The organism is Streptomyces herbicida (assembly GCF_032656585.1).
Classification (GTDB): Bacteria; Actinomycetota; Actinomycetes; order Streptomycetales; family Streptomycetaceae; genus Streptomyces; species Streptomyces herbicida.
Map to the genome: position 1 here is coordinate 1 of NZ_JAUYWJ010000027.1, position 17,927 is coordinate 17,927.

Annotated in this window: 21 protein-coding genes; 8 read left to right on the forward strand and 13 right to left on the reverse strand. The window is 71.4% G+C overall.

From position 1 onward, the window contains the following. Positions 1 to 615 (reverse strand): maltotransferase domain-containing protein (locus Q8A52_RS40060; RefSeq protein ID WP_316761264.1); only part of this gene is annotated, 615 nt, incomplete at its 3' end. A gap of 69 nt (positions 616 to 684) precedes the next feature. Beyond that, complete coding sequence (locus Q8A52_RS40065; RefSeq protein WP_316761267.1) at positions 685 to 984, reverse strand: DUF5133 domain-containing protein; 300 nt, start codon at positions 982 to 984, stop codon at positions 685 to 687. Between the two features lie 305 nt (positions 985 to 1,289). Here Q8A52_RS40065 and Q8A52_RS40070 point away from each other — a divergent pair, with 305 nt between their 5' ends. Continuing rightward, on the forward strand, positions 1,290 to 1,802 hold the full coding sequence (locus tag Q8A52_RS40070; RefSeq protein WP_316761269.1) for a pep a2: 513 nt from the start codon (positions 1,290 to 1,292) through the stop codon (positions 1,800 to 1,802). Between the two features lie 23 nt (positions 1,803 to 1,825). After that, positions 1,826 to 4,000 (forward strand): glycogen debranching protein GlgX, encoded by a 2,175-nt coding sequence (glgX, locus tag Q8A52_RS40075; RefSeq protein ID WP_316761570.1) that lies wholly within the window; start codon positions 1,826 to 1,828, stop codon positions 3,998 to 4,000. A gap of 3 nt (positions 4,001 to 4,003) precedes the next feature. Here glgX and Q8A52_RS40080 read toward each other — a convergent pair whose 3' ends face one another. Beyond that, positions 4,004 to 4,813: a VOC family protein gene (locus Q8A52_RS40080; RefSeq protein WP_316761270.1), complete on the reverse strand. Its 810-nt coding sequence runs from the start codon at positions 4,811 to 4,813 to the stop codon at positions 4,004 to 4,006. A gap of 126 nt (positions 4,814 to 4,939) precedes the next feature. Between Q8A52_RS40080 and Q8A52_RS40085 the strand changes: the two genes are divergently transcribed. Beyond that, positions 4,940 to 5,263, forward strand: a complete 324-nt coding sequence (locus Q8A52_RS40085) for an ANTAR domain-containing protein (protein ID WP_316761272.1) — start codon at positions 4,940 to 4,942, stop codon at positions 5,261 to 5,263. A gap of 3 nt (positions 5,264 to 5,266) precedes the next feature. On the opposite strand, the gene Q8A52_RS40090 is transcribed toward Q8A52_RS40085, so the two are convergent. Continuing rightward, on the reverse strand, positions 5,267 to 6,058 hold the full coding sequence (locus Q8A52_RS40090; protein ID WP_316761275.1) for a SigB/SigF/SigG family RNA polymerase sigma factor: 792 nt from the start codon (positions 6,056 to 6,058) through the stop codon (positions 5,267 to 5,269). Positions 6,059 to 6,334: 276 nt separating this feature from the next. Here Q8A52_RS40090 and Q8A52_RS40095 point away from each other — a divergent pair, with 276 nt between their 5' ends. From Q8A52_RS40095 to Q8A52_RS40110, 4 genes are all read left to right on the forward strand, one after another. Beyond that, the gene (locus Q8A52_RS40095) at positions 6,335 to 6,805 is read left to right on the forward strand and encodes a MarR family winged helix-turn-helix transcriptional regulator (protein ID WP_316761278.1); all 471 of its coding nucleotides are present in this window, start codon (positions 6,335 to 6,337) and stop codon (positions 6,803 to 6,805) included. After that, positions 6,805 to 7,665 carry an ATP-binding cassette domain-containing protein gene (locus tag Q8A52_RS40100; protein ID WP_316761572.1) on the forward strand — a complete coding sequence of 287 codons (861 nt, stop codon included), beginning with the start codon at positions 6,805 to 6,807 and terminating at the stop codon, positions 7,663 to 7,665. The genes Q8A52_RS40095 and Q8A52_RS40100 overlap by 1 nt, the downstream gene beginning before the upstream one ends. After that, positions 7,625 to 8,485 carry an ABC transporter permease gene (locus tag Q8A52_RS40105; protein WP_316761280.1) on the forward strand — a complete coding sequence of 287 codons (861 nt, stop codon included), beginning with the start codon at positions 7,625 to 7,627 and terminating at the stop codon, positions 8,483 to 8,485. The genes Q8A52_RS40100 and Q8A52_RS40105 overlap by 41 nt, the downstream gene beginning before the upstream one ends. Before the next feature lie 191 nt (positions 8,486 to 8,676). Continuing rightward, complete coding sequence (locus Q8A52_RS40110; protein ID WP_316761282.1) at positions 8,677 to 9,210, forward strand: hypothetical protein; 534 nt, start codon at positions 8,677 to 8,679, stop codon at positions 9,208 to 9,210. Positions 9,211 to 9,243: 33 nt separating this feature from the next. Here Q8A52_RS40110 and hemC read toward each other — a convergent pair whose 3' ends face one another. The 9 genes from hemC to Q8A52_RS40160 all read right to left on the reverse strand — a co-directional run bounded on the left by hemC (position 9,244) and on the right by Q8A52_RS40160 (position 17,202). Further along, positions 9,244 to 10,179, reverse strand: a complete 936-nt coding sequence (gene hemC / locus Q8A52_RS40115) for a hydroxymethylbilane synthase (RefSeq protein WP_316761288.1) — start codon at positions 10,177 to 10,179, stop codon at positions 9,244 to 9,246. 79 nt (positions 10,180 to 10,258) lie between these two features. Beyond that, the gene (locus Q8A52_RS40120; protein ID WP_316761290.1) at positions 10,259 to 11,104 is read right to left on the reverse strand and encodes a hypothetical protein; all 846 of its coding nucleotides are present in this window, start codon (positions 11,102 to 11,104) and stop codon (positions 10,259 to 10,261) included. Then, on the reverse strand, positions 11,101 to 11,568 hold the full coding sequence (locus tag Q8A52_RS40125; protein ID WP_316761291.1) for a GNAT family N-acetyltransferase: 468 nt from the start codon (positions 11,566 to 11,568) through the stop codon (positions 11,101 to 11,103). Before Q8A52_RS40125 ends, Q8A52_RS40120 begins: the two co-directional genes overlap by 4 nt. Then, complete coding sequence (locus Q8A52_RS40130) at positions 11,565 to 12,083, reverse strand: hypothetical protein (protein ID WP_316761292.1); 519 nt, start codon at positions 12,081 to 12,083, stop codon at positions 11,565 to 11,567. Before Q8A52_RS40130 ends, Q8A52_RS40125 begins: the two co-directional genes overlap by 4 nt. Before the next feature lie 79 nt (positions 12,084 to 12,162). Beyond that, entirely contained in the window at positions 12,163 to 12,939 is a 777-nt protein-coding gene (locus Q8A52_RS40135) for an NPP1 family protein (protein ID WP_316761294.1), read from the reverse strand. Between the two features lie 190 nt (positions 12,940 to 13,129). Next, on the reverse strand, positions 13,130 to 14,107 hold the full coding sequence (locus tag Q8A52_RS40140) for an ATP-dependent DNA ligase (RefSeq protein ID WP_316761297.1): 978 nt from the start codon (positions 14,105 to 14,107) through the stop codon (positions 13,130 to 13,132). A 308-nt stretch (positions 14,108 to 14,415) separates the two neighbouring features. Then, the gene (locus Q8A52_RS40145; RefSeq protein ID WP_316761298.1) at positions 14,416 to 15,357 is read right to left on the reverse strand and encodes an SGNH/GDSL hydrolase family protein; all 942 of its coding nucleotides are present in this window, start codon (positions 15,355 to 15,357) and stop codon (positions 14,416 to 14,418) included. A gap of 281 nt (positions 15,358 to 15,638) precedes the next feature. After that, complete coding sequence (locus Q8A52_RS40155; protein WP_316761300.1) at positions 15,639 to 16,415, reverse strand: XRE family transcriptional regulator; 777 nt, start codon at positions 16,413 to 16,415, stop codon at positions 15,639 to 15,641. Positions 16,416 to 16,608: 193 nt separating this feature from the next. Then, complete coding sequence (locus Q8A52_RS40160) at positions 16,609 to 17,202, reverse strand: SH3 domain-containing protein (RefSeq protein ID WP_316761302.1); 594 nt, start codon at positions 17,200 to 17,202, stop codon at positions 16,609 to 16,611. Positions 17,203 to 17,332: 130 nt separating this feature from the next. On the opposite strand from Q8A52_RS40160, the gene Q8A52_RS40165 reads away from it, so the two are divergent. Beyond that, positions 17,333 to 17,857 carry a MarR family winged helix-turn-helix transcriptional regulator gene (locus Q8A52_RS40165; RefSeq protein WP_316761305.1) on the forward strand — a complete coding sequence of 175 codons (525 nt, stop codon included), beginning with the start codon at positions 17,333 to 17,335 and terminating at the stop codon, positions 17,855 to 17,857. Positions 17,858 to 17,927 lie beyond the last annotated feature (70 nt).

Below are 17,927 nucleotides of genomic sequence, written 5' to 3' on the forward strand. Positions count from 1 at the left end.
CTCGTACCACGAGCCGTACAGCGCGCGTTCGCGCTCCACCAGCAGCGGCATCGGCTCGGACGCGGTCACCAGCTCCCGCAGCGGATAGCGCGCCAGCACCTCGTCCACCTCCGGCGCCAACGCCGCCCCGAGACGGGCCTCCAGGGAGAGCGAGTCGTTGCCCAGCGCCCGGGCGGCGGCCAGCACCGCTTCGCGCTCGGGGCCCTCGGGCACCCCGGAGGCGGCCCGGGTGTGGAGGTCCACGCCCTCCTCCAGAACCAGCCCGGTGTCGATGCCCGCCGGGACCTTGATGCGGGCGGTCCGGCGCCAGGTGGCCACCGGATCGCTCCAGGCCTCCACGAGGTAGGTCCAGCGGCCCGTCGCGTCCGGCGTGACCTCCGCGCCCCAGCGGTCGGTGCCCGGGGCGAGTTCACGCATCGGCGTCCACGGGCCGGGGCGGCCCTCGGGGTCGCGCAGCACCACGTTCGCGCCGACGGCGTCGTGGCCCTCACGGAAGACGGTGGCCGTGACCTGGAACGTCTCCCCGGTCACTGCCTTCGCCGGGCGCCTGCCGCAGTCCACGGCCGGCCGGACGTCGCGAACCGGAACTCGGCCGATGGCCGGGGTCGAACTCATGGGTCTCACCTCCGCCGTGCGCGAAGCCGGGCCCCGGGCCCGGCTCGGAATCCCAATGACTCCGGAAGGTCAGTGCCTTCCGGCGCTGGAACGCCGGTCCCACGGCGGAGCCCGCCGCGCCGCGCCGCTCCCATGGGGCCGCCCGCCCTGCTCCTGCAGGTAACTGCCCAGACTGGAGCGCAGATAGCGCTCGGCGGCGTCGGCGGCCTCGCGGGCGCATCGCTTGCCCATCAGCACGCACAGCGTGTAGCCCGAGTCCTCGAACGTGGCCCGCACCGCGCGGTCCGCCGGAGAGGCGAGCATCACGCGTTCCCACGCCCGGTACCGCCGCAACTGCCTGGCCACTTCGGCCTTAGCGGGTAGCAGCATGGCCCTCTTCACCTTCCACGCTCTCGACTGGGCGCGTTTCCCGACGGTCGGGTGGTCTCCGTGCACGGAGAGGCACGGAACCGTTACGGCGATCGAGGCACTTTCACTCATGGTGCACGTGTGACGACTCAGCGTCTTGTTGGATCTTCAACCACCACTCGAGTGCTCTCGTGTTGCACGAATGGCGTAGTACCCGCACTGTGGATCTGACTCAGGAGCGATCAGTGCTCGACGCTCAGTGATCGGGGCCGTTGCCTGCGGGGGCGAGAACGAGCGGCAGCTTCGCCGGTGAGGAGCAAGCGACAATGAAGACCGCAGTGCCCTGCTACTACCACCTCGACGTGGAAGTCAGCCCCGAACGGGTCGGACAGGTCAGCCGCATCCTGGCCGCCCACCTCCGCTACTGGGACCTCGAGAATCTCGTGGATCCCGTCTGCCGCGGCACCGAACTGCTGCTGCGGGCCATTGACGAGCACGCGACGGACAAGCACACATCGATCGAGATGTGGTGGAACGGCCAGCATCTGATCACCGCCGTGGGCGAGGACGACCGCGATCTGCGTCCCGACCAGGACCTGCGCGGCTGCCTGACCCAGATCGCCGCGACGAGCGACGGCTGGGGGTGCTGTGCCTCGGACACCGGCAGCAAGATCATCTGGTTCTCCCAGCGCGCCCGCTCCGGCGAGCGCGTCCCGCTGGTCCCGACGGCCCCGGCGCCCAGCCTGCGCTATGTGCGCCAGGTGCCCCGGGAGGTGCCCGTCGCCGCACTGGCCACCCCGGCGGACCCGGTGGAGGCCGCCCTGGAGGACGCCCGGTGACGGCGCGACCCAAGCGGAAAGGGGTGCCCGTCTGGAGCGGGCACCCCTACCCGTTGGGTGCCGCCTTCGACGGACAGGGCACCAACTTCGCCCTGTTCAGCGAGGTCGCCCAGCAGGTCGACCTGGTACTGGTCGACGACGCCGGCACCGAGACCCGCGCCCCGCTGACCGAGGTCGACGGCTTCGTCTGGCACGGCTACGTCCCCGGGATCGGACCGGGGCAGCGCTACGGCTTCCGGGTGCACGGCCCGTGGGACCCCGACCTCGGCCACCGGTGCAATCCGGCGAAGCTGCTCCTCGACCCGTACGCGCGAGCCGTGGACGGGCAGATCGACAACCACGCCTCGCTCTACGAGCGCGATCCGGGCGGTGCTTCCCCGGCCGACAGCGCCGGGCACTCCATGCTCGGCGTGGTCACCGATCCGTACTTCGACTGGGGCGACGACCGCCCGCCCCGGCGGGCGTACGCGGACAGCGTGATCTACGAGGCGCACGTACGTGGACTCACCCGCACCCACCCCGAGGTCCCGCCCCGGCTGCGCGGCACCTATGCGGCCCTCGCGCACCCGGCGGTCATCGAGCATCTGACCTCGCTCGGGGTGACCGCCGTCGAACTCATGCCGGTGCACCAGTTCGTGCAGGACGGCGTCCTCCAGGACCGGGGCCTGTCCAACTACTGGGGCTACAACACGATCGGCTTCTTCGCCCCGCACAACGCCTATGCCGCCTTCGGCACCCGCGGCCAGCAGGTCAACGAGTTCAAGGCGATGGTGAAGGCGCTGCACGCGGCCGGCCTGGAGGTCATCCTCGACGTCGTCTACAACCACACCGCCGAGGGCAACCAGTACGGGCCCACGCTGTCCTTGCGCGGTATCGACAACGCCTCGTACTACCGTCTCGTCGACGGCGACTGGGCGCACTACTACGACACCACGGGCACCGGCAACAGCCTGCTGATGCGGCATCCCTACGTGCTTCAGCTGATCATGGACTCGCTGCGGTACTGGGTCACCGAGATGCACGTCGACGGCTTCCGCTTCGACTTGGCGGCCACGCTCGCCCGGCAGTTCCACGAGGTGGACCGGCTGTCGGCGTTCTTCGACCTGATCCAGCAGGACCCGGTGATCAGCCGGGTCAAGCTCATCGCCGAGCCCTGGGACGTGGGGGAGGGCGGCTACCAGGTCGGCAACTTCCCGCCGCTGTGGTCGGAGTGGAACGGCAGATACCGGGACGCGGTACGGGACTTCTGGCGGGCGGAACCGGGCTCGCTCGGCGAGTTCGCCTCCCGGCTCACCGGCTCCTCCGACCTCTATGCGCACAGCAGGCGCCGGCCCCGGGCCAGCGTCAACTTCGTGACCGCGCACGACGGCTTCACCCTGCGCGATCTCGTCTCGTACAACGACAAGCACAACGAGGCCAACGGCGAGGGCAACGGGGACGGGGAGAGCGTCAACCGGTCCTGGAACTGCGGCGCCGAGGGCGAGACGGACGACCCGGCGGTCCTGGAGCTGCGTGCCCGTCAGCAGCGCAACCTGATGGCCACGCTGCTGCTGTCGCAGGGCATCCCGATGCTCTGCCACGGTGACGAGCTGGGCCGCACCCAGGGCGGCAACAACAACGCCTACTGCCAGGACAACGAGGTCTCCTGGATCGACTGGTCGCCGACCGGGGAACAGCGCACGCTGACGGACTTCACACGCCACGTCATCGCCCTGCGCGCCGCCCACCCCGTACTGCGCCGCCGCCGCTTCTTCCGCGGCGAGACGGTGACCCACGCCGGGCAACGCCTGCCCGACCTGGTCTGGCTGCTGCCCGACGCCCGCGAGATGACCGGCCGTGACTGGCAGCGCCCCGACGCGCACTCGGTCGGCGTGTTCCTCAACGGCGACGCCATCGCCGAACGCGACCCCTACGGCCGGCGCGTGGTCGACGACTCGTTCCTGCTGCTGCTCAACAGCTACTGGGAACCGGTGGACTTCCGGCTGCCCGACGACACCTACGGCGAGCGCTGGACCACCCTGATCGACACGGCCGACCCCGAGGGGGTCCCGGACGAGCGCGAGCGCAAGGCGGGCACCAGGCTCCGGGTCGACGCACGCAGCCTCGTCCTGCTGTCCCGGCCGTCCCGCGTCGACAAGAGGAACGGACGACGGGGATCCGACGACAGGACCCAGGACGCGGCGACGGGGACGCGGTGAAGATCAGTGCTCGCGGCGCGAGGTCACCGTGAACTGCGCGCCGTCGGGGTCCCGGAGCACGGCCTCCTCCTCTTCCTCGCGCAGCACGCTGCCGCCGTGCTTCTCCGCCGCCCGGGCGCAGTCCGCCACGTCGGCCACGGCGAAGTGGATCTGCCAGTGCGGCCGGACCGACGGATCGGGCGCCGCCTCCACCGCACCGGAGTCGATGCGCGCCACCACGTCGCCCCGGCTGCGCAGCACCACCTCGCCGCCCTCGTACTCGACCTCGCAGCAGCCGGGACTGTCCGTGGCCCAGTCGAGGATCTCGCCGTAGAAGAGGGCGGCGTCGAAGGCGTTGCGGGTGTGGAGCCGGATGAACGTCGGCGCCGCCCGCCGCCAGGTCTCCCAGTTGGAGATGAGCTCGCCCTCCCAGATGCCGAAGATGGCTCCGTCCCGGTCGGCGAGCAGCGCGGCACGCCCGGGCGGGAAGGAGAGCGGACCGACCGCCGCGGTGCCGCCGCGCTCCCGGACCCGGGCCGCGGCCTCGTCCGCGTTCGGGACGGCGAAGTACGGCGTCCAGGTCACCGCCATCTGCCACATGGCGGCGACCGCGGCGATCCCGGCGACCGGCACCCCGCCCGCCAGCGCGATCCGGAAATGATCACCGAGCTTGGCGTTGCGCCAGCGCCAGCCCAGTACGGCCCCGTAGAACTCCTCCGTGGCCTTGAGGTCACGGCTGGTCAGACTCACCCAGCAGGGGGCGCCGAAGACGGAGTGCGTGGAGACGACTTCCTTCTTCTTCGCGTCGCCGGGGAGGGGCGTGTCATGGTTCATCGCACTCGCGTCCTGGTCTCGGGGACCGGTGGCCACCGGTCTTCCACCAGTGTCCAACCGGAAGCGGTCCGAGCGCCTGCCGAGTGCCCTGGTGGCATACGGCCGGACGAGTGACACGATTGATGCATGGGCGAGCGCCACGAGGACGAGACGGATCGCATCTTCGAGCTGCAGGAGGAAGTGCAGCAGCTGAAGGAGGCGGTCGCCTCGCATGCCGTGGTGGACCAGGCGATCGGAATGGTGGTCGCACTGGGCCGGGTCACGCCTGACCAGGGGTGGCAGGTGCTGAAGGAGGTCTCCCAGCACACGAACATCAAGCTGCGCAATGTCGCGGACCTCATCCTCATCTGGGGACGCACCGGTGACATGCCCGCGGAGATCCGCGCCGAGCTGGAGGACGCCCTGGACCGGCACGGTCCGACGCAGGTTCCGGGGACACTGCCGGAGTGAGGCTCATCGCGCCTCGGCCAGCAGATCCTCGCGCAGCCGGTCGAAGCAGCCGCTGAGCAGCCGCGAGACATGCATCTGGGAGATCCCGAGCTGTTCGGCGATCCTGCTCTGTGTCATGCCCCGGAAGAACCGCAGATACAGGATGAGGCGCTCACGCTCGGGCAGCGCCTCCAGACAGGGCTTGACGGCGATGCGGTCGACCACGAGGTCGTAGCCGGGATCACTCTCACCGAGGGCGTCGCTCAGGGCGTAACCGTCGGTGCCCGGCATCTCCGCGTCCAGCGACAGCGCGGAGAAGCACTCCAGTGCCTCGAGACCGGTTCGGACCTCGTCCTCGGTCAGCTGTGCGCGTTCGGCGATCTCGGCGACCGTGGGGGCTCGGCCCGGGATCGTCTGTGCGAGTTCCTTGGCGGTGCTCCGGACCCGGTTGCGCAGGTCCTGGACCCGGCGCGGCACGTGCAGCGTCCACATGTGGTCACGGAAGTGGCGCTTGATCTCACCGGTGACGGTCGGTACGGCGTACGCCTCGAAGGCGCGGCCGCGTGCCGGGTCGTAGTGGTCGACGGCCTTGACCAGGCCCAGGGCCGCGACCTGGTAGAGGTCTTCCAGGGTCTCCCCGCGGTCACGGAAGCGGACGGCGATCCGCTCGGCCATCGGCAGCCAGAGCCGGACCAGCTCGTCCCGCAGCGCCCGGCGCTCCGGGCCGTCAGGCAGTTCCGCCAGGCGTTCGAACGCTTCGGCCGTGTCGGGGGCGTCGTCGTGCGGATGGGGCTTCGTTCTGGTGGTGGTACCCATGGCGGGTGCGCACCTCCCTCAGCAGGTGCTGGATGGGACAGACACCATGGGAGAGCGCGCTCTGGGACCGTTGAGGGGACACCCGGGGCGCCCGGCGAACCGGCTCCCACGGACGTGCCTCCTGTCCGAAGCACTTGCATGAACATTCCCCGGACCGGACATGCCGAAACAAATCACCCGAAATGATGACGCTGCCCAGTCGTCCAGTGTCCGATTTGACCGTTCTTTGGGGTTCTCTTGGGAGAGATACCTCTGACTCAGAGGTAATCTTCAAGTGTGGAACCGAAGGGACCGAAGACGCCCGAGGCCTTCCCGGAGGAGCTGGCGGACACCCTGGTCGGCATCCAGCGGTTGATCCGCCGCCGGCTGCGCAGCGGGCTGACCGCGCCGCGGCTGCGCGGCGCCGAGGTGGAACTGCTGCGCCTGGTCGAGGCCCGGCCCGGCATCGGCATCTCGGACGCCGCCAAGGAGCTCTACCTGGCGAGCAACTCCGTTTCGACCCTCGTCAACAAGCTCGCCAAGGACGGCTATCTGATCCGGGAGACCGACCCGGCGGACCGGCGTGCCGCCCGGCTGCAGCTCACCGAGGCGGCCCGCAACCGGCTGCGGGACTGGCAGCGGCGCCGGGCGGCCCTCGTCGGGCGCCATGTGGACCGGCTCGACGAGGCGGACCGGGAAGCGCTGCGCGCCGCACTCCCGGCGCTGCGCAAGCTGGCCGTCACCCTGCACGAGGAGGCCGGGGAATGATGACGCGGGACACCGCCGCCGGCCCGGCCGAAGCCGTCACCTGCACGCGGCTCGCCTACGCGTTCGGGGAGACCAACGCGGTGGACGGGCTCGACCTGACCGTGCGGGAGGGCGAGGTCTTCGGACTGCTCGGCCCCAATGGCGCAGGAAAGACCACCGCCATCCGCTGCATCACCACGCTGCTGCCCGTCCCCCCGGGCATGGTCCGCGTCTTCGGCCATGACACGGCCGGCGACCGCATGGCCGTACGACGCCTCCTCGGGTACGTCCCGCAGCAGCTGTCCGCCGACAGCGGGCTCACCGGACGCGAGAACGTCGCACTCTTCGCCCGGGTCTTCGACGTCCCCCGCCGCGAGCGGGCCGCACGGGTCGCGCAGGCCCTGGCCGCCGTCGGCCTCGCCGACGCCGCCGACCGGCTGGCGGGCACCTACTCCGGCGGCATGGTCCGCCGGCTGGAGCTGGCCCAGGCCCTGGTCAGCGCACCCCGTCTGCTGATCCTCGACGAGCCGACCATCGGCCTCGACCCGATCGCCCGGACCGGTGTCTGGGAGCACATCAACGCCGTCCGCGCGGCCACCGGCATGACCGTCCTGGTCACCACCCACTACATGGACGAGGCGGACCAGTACTGCGACCGCGTCGGTCTGATGCACCACGGCCGTATCCGCGCCCTCGGCACGCCCGCCGAACTCAGACGGGGGCTCGGTGAACGCCGCCGCGCCGCGGGCGCCCCGGCCACGGACACGCTGCCCACGCTGGAGGACGTCTTCCGCGATGTCGCCGGCAGCGGTCTCGACGAGAAGTCAGGAGATTTCCGCGATGTCCGAAGCACCCGCCGCACCGCCAACCGCGTCGGCTGACCCCGTCCCCACGACGGACAGGGACCTGCTGCTGCGGCCGCCCAGGCCCCGCGCGGGCTGGCGGCTGCTGCCCGCCCGGGTGGTCGCGATGTGCGCCGTCGAACTGCAGAAACTCCGCCACGACCGCACCGAGCTGTACACCAGGGCGGTGCAGCCCGCCCTCTGGCTGCTGATCTTCGGCCAGACCTTCAGCCGGATCAGGGCGATACCCACCGGTGGCATCCCCTACATCGACTATCTCGCGCCCGGCATCATCGCCCAGTCCGCGATGTTCATCGCCATCTTCTACGGCATCCAGATCATCTGGGAGCGGGACGCCGGCATCCTGAACAAACTGCTGGTCACGCCCACCCCGCGCGCGGCGCTGATCACCGGCAAGGCGTTCGCTGCCGGAGTGAAGTCGCTGGTCCAGGCGGTCGTCGTCATCGTCATCGCCGCCCTGCTCGGCGTCGCGATGACCTGGAACCCGCTGCGTCTGCTGGGCGTCGCAGCGGCCGTGGTCCTCGCCTCGGCCTTCTTCTCCTGCCTGTCGATCACCATCGCGGGCATCGTCCTCAACCGCGACCGTCTGATGGGCTTCGGACAGGCGATCACGATGCCGCTGTTCTTCGGCTCCAACGCCCTCTACCCCGTCTCCATCATGCCCGGCTGGCTCCAGGCGGTCAGCAAGGCCAATCCCCTGAGCTACCAAGTCGACGCCCTGCGTGGCCTTCTGCTCGGCACGCCCGCGCATCTCGCCGCCGACTTCGGCGTCCTTCTCGTGGCCGCCGCACTCGGCATCACCGCTGCCTCCTCGCTGCTGGGCCGGCTCGCCCGCTGATCTTGCCCGGACGTGATGTGCGGCACGCAGGCGGACACCGCCTCGGGGCCCGCCGAGAGGATTCCTGCTGCGCAGCGCTTGATCAGCGATCAAAGCGGGCGAATCCCCTGGCCACAGCGCATTCTGCTCATTTGACAGTGTGCTCGGCGCACAGATAGACAGCAGCTCTCCGAGGTCGATAGAGGGGCACTGTGTACGAGCCGAACGTGGTCGGGGACTGGCAGGAGTACGACGAGCATGCCGGTCTGCGCGTCCGCGTCCACAGCCTGGAGGCGGCCGAGCCGCCCCGCGGACGCGACGACGCGGCTGCCGGGCTGACGTACTTCAGTGTCCGGGTGACCATCGAGAACCGCGGCGCGCGCCACTTCAGCGTCCAGCTGGAGGACGGGCAGATCGACGTCCGGGTCGGCCCCGACGGGGAGGGCGCCTTCATCGACTGGCGCAACTCGCAGTTCATCGAGGGCTTCGACGTCTACCCGCTGCGCCGGGCCACCGCCGTGGTGTACGCGGCGGGGTCGGAGGCGTCGCTGACCCAGGTCGACGTCCAGGTCCAGCTGCGGGTCGACGAGGAGTGGACAGACCGCCGGCTGTGGGCGGGCGGCATCGGACTGCTCGAGGAGCCCGTCGCCGCCGCCTCCGCGGCTGCCGGACCGGGCAGCCTGGCCCACCAGGTGAGCGTCTTCCTGAAGGACCTGGAGGACCAGACGGAGCCGGGCACCGCCTGACGGCCCCTATGGCGGGTCAGGCCCTATGGCGGGTCAGTGCGGGATGCCGTCGATGATCTCGCGGGCACCCTGCCGCAGCAGGGACACGGCGACCGAGGTGCCGAGCGTGGCCGGGTCGAGTCGGCCCGCCCACTCGTGGGCGTTCAGCCGCGTCTTGCCGTCCGGCGTGAACACACAGGCACGCAGGGACAGTTCACCACTGCGGTCCACACGGGCACAACCGGCGATCGGGCTGTTGCAGTGCCCCTGCAGGACATGCAGGAACATGCGCTCCGCCGTGGCCTCCCGGTAGGTGTCCGGGTCGCCGAGCCCGCTGACGGCGTCGATCAGCTCGGTGTCGCCCTCACGGCACTGCAGCGCGAGGATGCCCGCGCCGATCGGCGGCATCATCGTCTCCGGGGAGAGCACCTCGCTGATCACGTCACGCCGGTCGATGCGCTCCAGACCGGAGACCGCGAGCAGCAGCGCGTCCGCCTCGCCGGCCGCGAGCTTCTCCAGGCGGCGGTTGGCGTTGCCGCGGAAGGGCACGCACTGCAGCTGCGGGTGGGTGGCGGCGAGCTGGGCGACACGGCGCACCGCGGAGGTGCCGATCCGGGTGCCGGCCGGTAGCTCGTCGAGGGTGAGCCCGCCCGGGTGGACGAGCGCGTCACGGATGTCGTCCCGCTTCAGGAACGCTGCGAACACGGTGCCCGCGGGCAGCGGCCGGTCGGCCGGCACGTCCTTGACGCAGTGCACCGCCAGGTCGGCCTCCCCGGCCAGCAGAGCGGCGTCCACCTCCTTGGTGAACGCCCCCTTGCCGTCCACCTTGGACAGATCGCCCAGCCACTTGTCGCCCGTGGTCTTCACCGGGACGACCTCGGTGCGCACCTGCGGATGGAGGACCGCCAACTCGGCGCGGACACGCTCCACTTGGGCGAGCGCCATCGGTGAGTCGCGGGAGACGATACGGATCAGTTCCGGGACGGACATGGGGACACGATAGACCGTCGCAACGGTCGTCCGTGCCGATCGCCCGCATTGCTCCGCCGCGCCGCGAGTGCCGGTACCGTCATGACTCCATGTGCCAGTCGAAGGGAAACAGGTCCTCCGCCCAGCGGGGATCCGTGGCGAGTGCGGCGGCGTTGACGGGCGTGCGCACCAGGCACCGCCGCAGCAGATCACGGCGCTCGGCAGGGGTCAGGAGCGCCTCCGACGTACCGTCCTCGACGGCATCGACGTGTGCACTGCCCTCGGTGTTGACGCGGTCGCCCGCCCCGGTGCGCAGGTCGACGCGGAAGTCCGTGCGCCACTGGGAATTGTGGCCCCAGCCCTGCGACAGGTCGACCGTGGGGCGGTGCCGACGCCGGAAGGTCCAGTACAGCGGGGAGCGGTCGGCCACACCGCGTTCGGCGTGGTGCACGCCGGCGCGCACCCGCACCCCCGCGCGGCCGAACAGCACCGGCCCCAGCCACAGTCCGGGCCACACCACCTCGGTGATCCGCACCGGCTGGTCGGGGTCATCGGCCTGCTCGACCTCCACGATCTCGTGGCGGAAGGGATCGAAGACCGCGGTCTCCTCGAACGGCACCGCGCCCAGGCGGGCGAACAGGCCCAGGTATTGATCCATCGTCACGCCCGGCCCGGCCCACCCGTCGTACCCCGGCGGCTGGAAGGAGAGCAGCAGCACGTCACTGACCCGGCTCAGCGCGTACAGCTCCCACACCAGGTCCCGGCGCCGCTCGTCCGGTCCGTCGCAGGCAGGCGCCGTCAACACCCCAGGGGCCGTTGCGAGCAGGCCGCGGTAGCCGTCCCCGGCGCGCGTCAGCCAAGGCTCGACGACCGTGGCACACGCGTCGGGCCCCTCGTGGTCGAGCAGCTCGTGGAACAACTGCCGGGCGGCACCTTCGGGGTTCATCCGGTGATCCGCAGGCTGTACCGGAGTTTCTCCAGGGAACGGGCGCCGAGGCGGTCGTAGAAGCGGACCGCGCCCTCGTTCCAGGCGGGGGTCTGCCACTGCACCTCGCCGAGTCCCAGGGCGCGGGCCTCGGCGGCCACGGCGTCGACGAGCAGCGCGCCGAGGCCGAGACCCCGGTGGCCGGGGGCCAGGAACAGGCAGTCCATGTGGAGGTACTCGCGGCCCTCCCAGGTGGACAGCTCGGGCGAGCAGGTGGCGTAGCCGACGACCTCGCCGTCCGGAGTCTCGGCCACCAGACAGCGCAGGCGTGGTGAGGGCGCGTCGAAGAGGAGGGTGGCGAGCCGTGCGGCGAGATCGGGCACGGGTGGCGCGGCGCGCTCGTACTCCGCGTGCTGTGCGGCCAGTTCGCAGACGCGCGGCAGGTCGGCGCGCCCGGCGTGACGCACCAGGGGCGTGCCGGTCAACGGACCGTTCCCGCGACGGCGTCCGCGCCCCAGGCCGCGAGCCGGTCCGGGAGGGCGCCGGTGCCGCCGAGGACGTGCCGGGAGAACGCGCCGCGCTCGTGCGCGAGAACGGCCGCCTCCCACACGCAGGGTGCGAGCCCGGTCCGGCCCGGCCGGAGCTCCTCGGGGCGTCCCGCGGGGCCGGTGAACACGGCGAGGTCGGACATGTGGCCCTCGGTCCAGGTGTGCACCAGGACGTAGTCCCCGTCGCCGCCCGCGTGCACGATCAGCACCGAGAGCCCGAGCGAGCCGCGCAGCCGCCCGAGCGCCAGATGGGCCCCGGCGAGTTCCAGCGCCGCGTCCGTGTCGGCCTCGGTGACCGTACGCCCCGGTGCCGTCAGGGCGTACACCTTCACCAGGTGTCCGGCGGCCTCCCGGGTCCCGGCCGGCCGTACGGTGCGGCCGTGATGGCCCTTGGCGAGCCCGAGCAGGGCGTCCGCGTCCACCGCGGAGGGCAGTTCTCCGTGAAGATCCATCCGGCCATCATGAGGCGCGGACCGGCGGGCGTCCATGGGTTCCCTGCCGCGCCCGGGGCGGCAGGGAACCCGCTCCGGCTCAGGCGTTGGGGTCGAAGGCGATGCCGGAGGGCCTGGCCGAGGAGAGGTGCGAGGCGAAGCTGTCGTCCTTGAGGCCGAAGTGGGCGCTGCCGAAGTCGTACGCGCTCAGCTTGTCGCGCAGGCCCGCCGGGTAGCCGTTCCAGCCGACCAGCGGCGGGTACTGCCAGGTGTGCTTGTGGTTCTCCGGCGGCTCGTCGTTCGAGTTCGCGAGCCGGAAGCAGTGCGTGCTGATGCCGTCCTTGTGGTACACGATCTTCGCGTGCGTGCCCTCGAAGCGGACGTCGGAGACGGGGTGCACGGTGAATGAGCCGTGGTTGGACGTGGAGACGTACTTGATCTGGTCGTTCTGCACCCACACCACGACATGCTCCCAGTCGTGCCGGTGGCCGCCGAGGCTGACTCCGGGCAGTGCCTGGTCCTTCTCGAAGTACAGGCCGTACAGATAGGCGCACCAGCCGTTGTTGCACTTGTAGCGCGAGTAGCTGTTCGTGTTGTCCAGGTCGGAGGCGTCGTGGCACGAGCCGTTGAGCGCACCGGTCGGCTTCAGACCGCCGTTGATCGTGCCGTCGGGGCCGATGGCCGGGCTCGAGTAGCAGCCGTCGGTGTCGTAGTCGAAGGCCGGCTGGTACTTCAACTCCGAGGGCTCGGCGTTGGCGGGGAGCGCCGGGGGCGGGGCGGCGTACGCGGCGGTGGCGGTGGCGACGACGAGCGCGGCGGCGCCCGCGAAACCTGTGAGCCATCTTCTGCGGTGTGCCTTGAACTTCGGTGACGTCACTGCGTCCTCCTCTTTGGGCGCAGCCCAACGGCTGTGGGGGCAAAGGGAGTTCAGCTTCCAGGGTTTTCGACTCCGGGCCAAGGGGTCGCACGCGTACCGGTGGTGAAGGACGGCCCAACTCTCGGATCATGAGGGGGGGCAGGCCGGAAGCAGGATGGAGTGGTCCCGGATCAGGCCGGATCAGACGGGATCAGGCCGGTTCATCGGGGATGTCCGCCGCCGACTCCTCCGGCGCCAGGTCCGGACGCAGCCGGAGCCAGGACGGCTGGCGCAGCAGTCCGGCGCGGGTACGGGTGCTGTAGGCGACCTCGCCGACCAGCCGGGGCAGTACCCAGTGGGCGCCGGAGACCGGCGGGACCGGGTCGAAGGGGCACACGCCGGTCTCGGCGGCCCGCAGCAGCGCGGCCAGTTCGGTGCGCTCGGCCTCGCTCCAGCCGGTGCCCACACCGCCGACGTACCGCAGGCGCCCGGCGGCCCGCTGGCCGACCAGCACGGCACCGGGCAGTCCGGTGAGCCGGCCCTTGCCGGGCAGCCAGCCGCCGACGATCACGTCCTCGCTGCGCATGTTGCGGATCTTGATCCAGGAGCGGGAGCGCACGCCCGGCTCGTAGACCGAGTCCAGGCGCTTGCAGACCAGTCCCTCCAGACCGTGCTCGCGGGTCGCCCGCAGGGCCTCGGTGCCGTGGCCGAAGACGGCGGCCGGGGTGGACCAGTGGGGCCCCTCGAGGCCCAGCTCCTCCAGCCGTGCCCGCCGCTGTGTGTAGGGACGGGCGAGCAGGGACCCTCCCAGGTGCATCACGTCGAACAGCACCAGGTGCACCGGGACCTGGGCCGCGCGGCGCGCCGCGCGCGCCGGTGCGTGGGCCAGGCCCATGCGGCTCTGCAGCAACTGGAAGTCGGCTCGACCGTGTTCGTCCAGGGCGAGGACCTCGCCGTCCAGGATCGCGGGGGTGCTGCCGAGGGCGCCGCCCAGCGGCCGCAGCTCGGGATAGGCGGCGGTGATGTCCTCGCCGGAGCGGGCGCGCAGCAGCAAGGAGCCGTCGCCGGGCAGATAGACCACCGCGCGCTGGCCGTCCTGCTTGGTCTCGTAGGCCCACCGGGCGTCCTGGGCGGTGGGCGGCAGCCTTCCGGGAGTGGCGAGCATCGGCGGGATCAGCGGCAGGGTCACGGCAGAAGTTGTCGACCGCGCTCGGCGCGCTCACGCCCCTTTCGGGAGCGGTTCCCCTGAACGGCACCATCGGGCAGGGCAGCCGGCCGTGGACGTGGTGGGCGAACATCGAGCGCAGGTCGGTGTGCGTCCAGACGCCTGGCCCCGCCGATCCGCCGCATCAGCAGCACCGTCTCGGGCAGCAGGAACGCGCCGACCACCGTTGCCGTCGCGATCGCCACCGGTGCGGAGGGACTTCATCGTGGCCATGGGCTGACTCTCGCTTTCCGATGTGCCGGAAACTGCTGGGGGGAGTGACGGCGGCCGCGCTAGGCGCCCATGGCGTACAGGACGGCGTCCGCCATGCCGCGCTCGCCGCGTTCGTTGGGGTGGACGGAGGCGGCGGGGGAGGCGGGGACGAGAGGTTCGATCCAGCGGGTGGCGGAGGCCGAGCAGGCGTCATGTCCCGCGGAGGGCCTGTAGGTGTCCACATAGCGCGCTCCGGCGGCCTCGGCCCGCCGCCGCAGCACGGCGTTGAGCTGCTGCACTTTCTCGTGCAGGAAGGAGACGTCGCCCGGCGCGAGGTCCATCTCGCGCCTGCAGCCGTGACCGTCGGCGGGCAGGATCGCCGGATAGCCGACGACGTAGACACGGGCGTGCGGTGCGCGCCGCTTCGCTTCGCCCAGCGTGCGCGAGAGTTTCCGCCCCGCCGTGTCGGTCTTCTGCCGCACCTCGTCGGTGTCCCCGGAGACGTACTGCCCGCGGCAGGGCGCGTCCCCCGGCAGGGTCTTGCCGTTGCCGCCGCCGCTCCCGGTGGCGAAGTAGACCGCCCCCGCGGTCACGCACCGCTTGATCAGGCCGATGAGGTCGATGTCGTTGCCGCCGATCCCGACGGTGACCAGCCGGGTGCGCGCGGACAGTGCCGACAGCTGGGGCGGGTTGACCCCGTCGTCCGTGGACTGGGGCGCCGAGAGATCGGCGATGGTGGCCCCGCTGCAGCTCGCGTCGTGGAAGTCGGCCGCGTCGAGGCCGAGTCGACGGGCCACCAGGGTCGGGTAGTTGCGGTCGGACCGGTCGCAGCCGACCGGTATGCCGGTCCGGTCGGGAACCCTCGGGCCCGAGGTGTAGGAGTCGCCGAGCGCGACGTAGGGGCCCTTCGACGGTGTGGAGTCGTCACCGGAGCCGACGTCGTCGCGGACGATGCCGAGTGCGGCGCCGATGACGCCGCAGGCGAGCACCCCGGCCAGCCCGGCTCGTACGGAGTTCTTCATGGAGGTGACCTGTCTCTTCCGTCTCGGTCCCGTGCCGTCGCTCGCTCAGCGGCCCCGGGATCGCGCCGATCCCCGTCCTCACGGGTACGGCGCGTGGGGCCGCCGCCGCTCAGGGCAACTTACTTGAGTTAGGCAAGCATATTTGAGTGTGTCGTACGGCCAAGAAGGCCCCGATCGGCAGGTAGGTCAGCGCGGACAGCCCCGCGGCGGCCGCCGACCCCTGCGCCCCCGGGATGCGCCGGCCCACGACGTAGCGCCCCGAGCGGCAGGCGCCGAGCGTTTCACGGCTGCTCCCCGGACTCCGCGGGTTCGTCGGCGTCCAGCCCCGTGCAGGCCAGTTGCCCGGCCACCTCGGCGCACGCCTCCACGCCCCGCGGTGATGTCACGGCGAGCATCGGGCTGGTGTAGCCGGTGGAGTCGTAGGCCGGATATGTGGCCGAGAGCATGTTCTCGCCCGCGCGTACGGAGATCTCCCGGGCGTGCGGGGAGTGCACCCGCACCTCCGACCAGGCGGTGCGGCAGGCCGGTGAGTAGCGCAGCCGGACGTCGTAGTCCGGGTCGGTGACGGTGCTCTTGGTCTGTGCGTCGCGCGCGCAGGCCGAAGCGTCGGGCAGCTCGCCCTGGCAGGATCTCCCGTGGCAGCGGGGGGCCGCCACGACGGCCTGCGTACCCGGCGAGCCGTGCCGGGCGGACAGAGCGAGGGCGGCCGCCGCGGCGGCCGTGACGGTCAGCAGGGCGAGCACCGCCGGCCGCCGCAACCGGCGCTTTGCCGGGTTCTCTTGGCCGCTCTCGTCCGGCGGGCTGCCGGCAGGATGCTCGCCGGAGGCCTCCCACAGGGCCAGCACCGGGGCCGGGTCGACGCCGGCGATCCGCGCGAGCGCCTCCACGGCCGAGCGGGGAGGCCGCTTGCCCTCGGTCAGATAGCGGTGCCAGGCGGACTTGCTGTACCGGGTGCGGGCGGCCAGCGCCGCCAGGCTCAGCCCCGTACGGTCCTTCAGTTCGCGCAGTCTCACCATCAACGGCTCCTCCGGCGCGGTCGGTTCTGCGGGCTGCCGCATGGTGCGTTCCTCGACTCCGGTTCCGCTATGGGCGTTTCGCCCACTGTTGCCGGAATGGCTTCCCGGGGAAGGGGGAAGTGCAACCTGTCGTGACGTATGAGGTGGGTGAAGTGCGTACACGCCGAAGGCCTGTTCGGGAACGAGAGGTTCCCGAACAGGCCTCGGGGTCAGTGCGTACGGCGGGACGGAGCGGTCAGCACCAGGGGGCGGCGGTGCCGACCCGGACGTAGCGGGCGGACACATAGCCCCTGTGGTGGGAGAGCCGGTACCAGGTGGAGTTGCCGCGCACCCGGGACCCGCCTGTCCGGCAGGCGAGTGCCACGAGCCGGTTCGGGTGCCGGTGGCCGACCACGCGGTAGCCGGTGCCCGGGCCGGAGCGGACGTTCAGCGCGAGGCGGTGCGTGGTCACACGCCCCACGACGGGGAGGCCGTGGTGGTGCCCGGCCGACCGGACGGCATGGCGGACCCGGTGTGCGCAGTGCGTGGTGCTCGTGCGGCGGACGCGGTGCACACGGTGCGTGGTGCGGTGCGCGCGGCGGGACTTGTGGTGCGTCGTGCGGTGCTTCGCCTGACGGTGCGGTGCGGGGGTGGGGAGCGGTGCGGGGATGGTGTACTGCGCCGAGACGTTGGGTGCGGGGAGCGGTACGGTGTGGTCCGCCTCGGCGGCGCCGGCTGCCGTGGGCAGGAGCGCGAGCACCGCGATCGTCGCCAGCAGGCCGCTCTTCACGGTCCGTCGGATCATCGAAACCTCCGGGCTGTCGATCTCGTGACCACGAAGCGTGATCACGAGACCCAGCGTTTCCGTGACGAACCGTCAGGATGCCGTCCCCGCGTCCCGTGGAACGCGGGGGACGTCCCCGGGGACGGATCTTCTCCATTTACTTGAGTTACGCAACGATATGGTTAAACTGGTGATTATGCGCACAGAACCGCCGCACGTCACCTCCGCCGCCTCCCCGGACGTCGTCGAGATCGAGCGTGCCCTCACGCGCATCACGTATCTGAGCACCCGGGCCCGGCAGCACGAGCGGCTGATGGCGCTCGCCGGTGTGCCGCTGGACCGGGCCGCGGTGGCGCTGCTGCGCCAGGTCGCCGACTCCGACCCGCTGCGGCCGGGGGAGCTGGCGCAGCGGCTGGGTGTCGAGGCCTCCCATGTGACCCGCACCGTGCAGCAGTTGCAGAAGTCGGGCTATGTCACCCGGATCCCCGACCCCGACGACCGCCGCGCCCAGCGCATCCGGCTCACCGACGCGGGCCGTGAGGCCATCGACCGGGTCCGGGACGCCGGAGCCCGTGGCATGCAGCTCGCCCTCGGTGAGTGGAAGCCCGAGGAGCTGCGGCAGCTGGCCACACTGTTCCATCGCATGGTCGACGACTTCCTTGCGTGCGCCGTCGAGGAGGAGTCCGGCCACGAGGCCGGTGCGCCGGTGGGCAAGGCCTGAACGATCGGCCCCTTCACCGCCGGCGGCTCCGGCAGGCTTGCAACCGTCGGCTTCGAACTGTCGTCTTCCT

Coding starts and splice junctions, on each gene's coding strand:
- Q8A52_RS40065 (WP_316761267.1), bottom strand. CDS start 984: ATGCTGCTACCCGCTAAGGCCGAAGTGGCCAGGCAGTTGCGGCGGTAC.
- Q8A52_RS40070 (WP_316761269.1), top strand. CDS start 1,290: ATGAAGACCGCAGTGCCCTGCTACTACCACCTCGACGTGGAAGTCAGC.
- Q8A52_RS40080 (WP_316761270.1), bottom strand. CDS start 4,813: ATGAACCATGACACGCCCCTCCCCGGCGACGCGAAGAAGAAGGAAGTC.
- Q8A52_RS40085 (WP_316761272.1), top strand. CDS start 4,940: ATGGGCGAGCGCCACGAGGACGAGACGGATCGCATCTTCGAGCTGCAG.
- Q8A52_RS40090 (WP_316761275.1), bottom strand. CDS start 6,058: ATGGGTACCACCACCAGAACGAAGCCCCATCCGCACGACGACGCCCCC.
- Q8A52_RS40100 (WP_316761572.1), top strand. CDS start 6,805: ATGACGCGGGACACCGCCGCCGGCCCGGCCGAAGCCGTCACCTGCACG.
- Q8A52_RS40105 (WP_316761280.1), top strand. CDS start 7,625: ATGTCCGAAGCACCCGCCGCACCGCCAACCGCGTCGGCTGACCCCGTC.
- hemC (WP_316761288.1), bottom strand. CDS start 10,179: ATGTCCGTCCCGGAACTGATCCGTATCGTCTCCCGCGACTCACCGATG.
- Q8A52_RS40120 (WP_316761290.1), bottom strand. CDS start 11,104: ATGAACCCCGAAGGTGCCGCCCGGCAGTTGTTCCACGAGCTGCTCGAC.
- Q8A52_RS40130 (WP_316761292.1), bottom strand. CDS start 12,083: ATGGATCTTCACGGAGAACTGCCCTCCGCGGTGGACGCGGACGCCCTG.
- Q8A52_RS40145 (WP_316761298.1), bottom strand. CDS start 15,357: ATGAAGAACTCCGTACGAGCCGGGCTGGCCGGGGTGCTCGCCTGCGGC.
- Q8A52_RS40155 (WP_316761300.1), bottom strand. CDS start 16,415: ATGCGGCAGCCCGCAGAACCGACCGCGCCGGAGGAGCCGTTGATGGTG.
- Q8A52_RS40165 (WP_316761305.1), top strand. CDS start 17,333: ATGCGCACAGAACCGCCGCACGTCACCTCCGCCGCCTCCCCGGACGTC.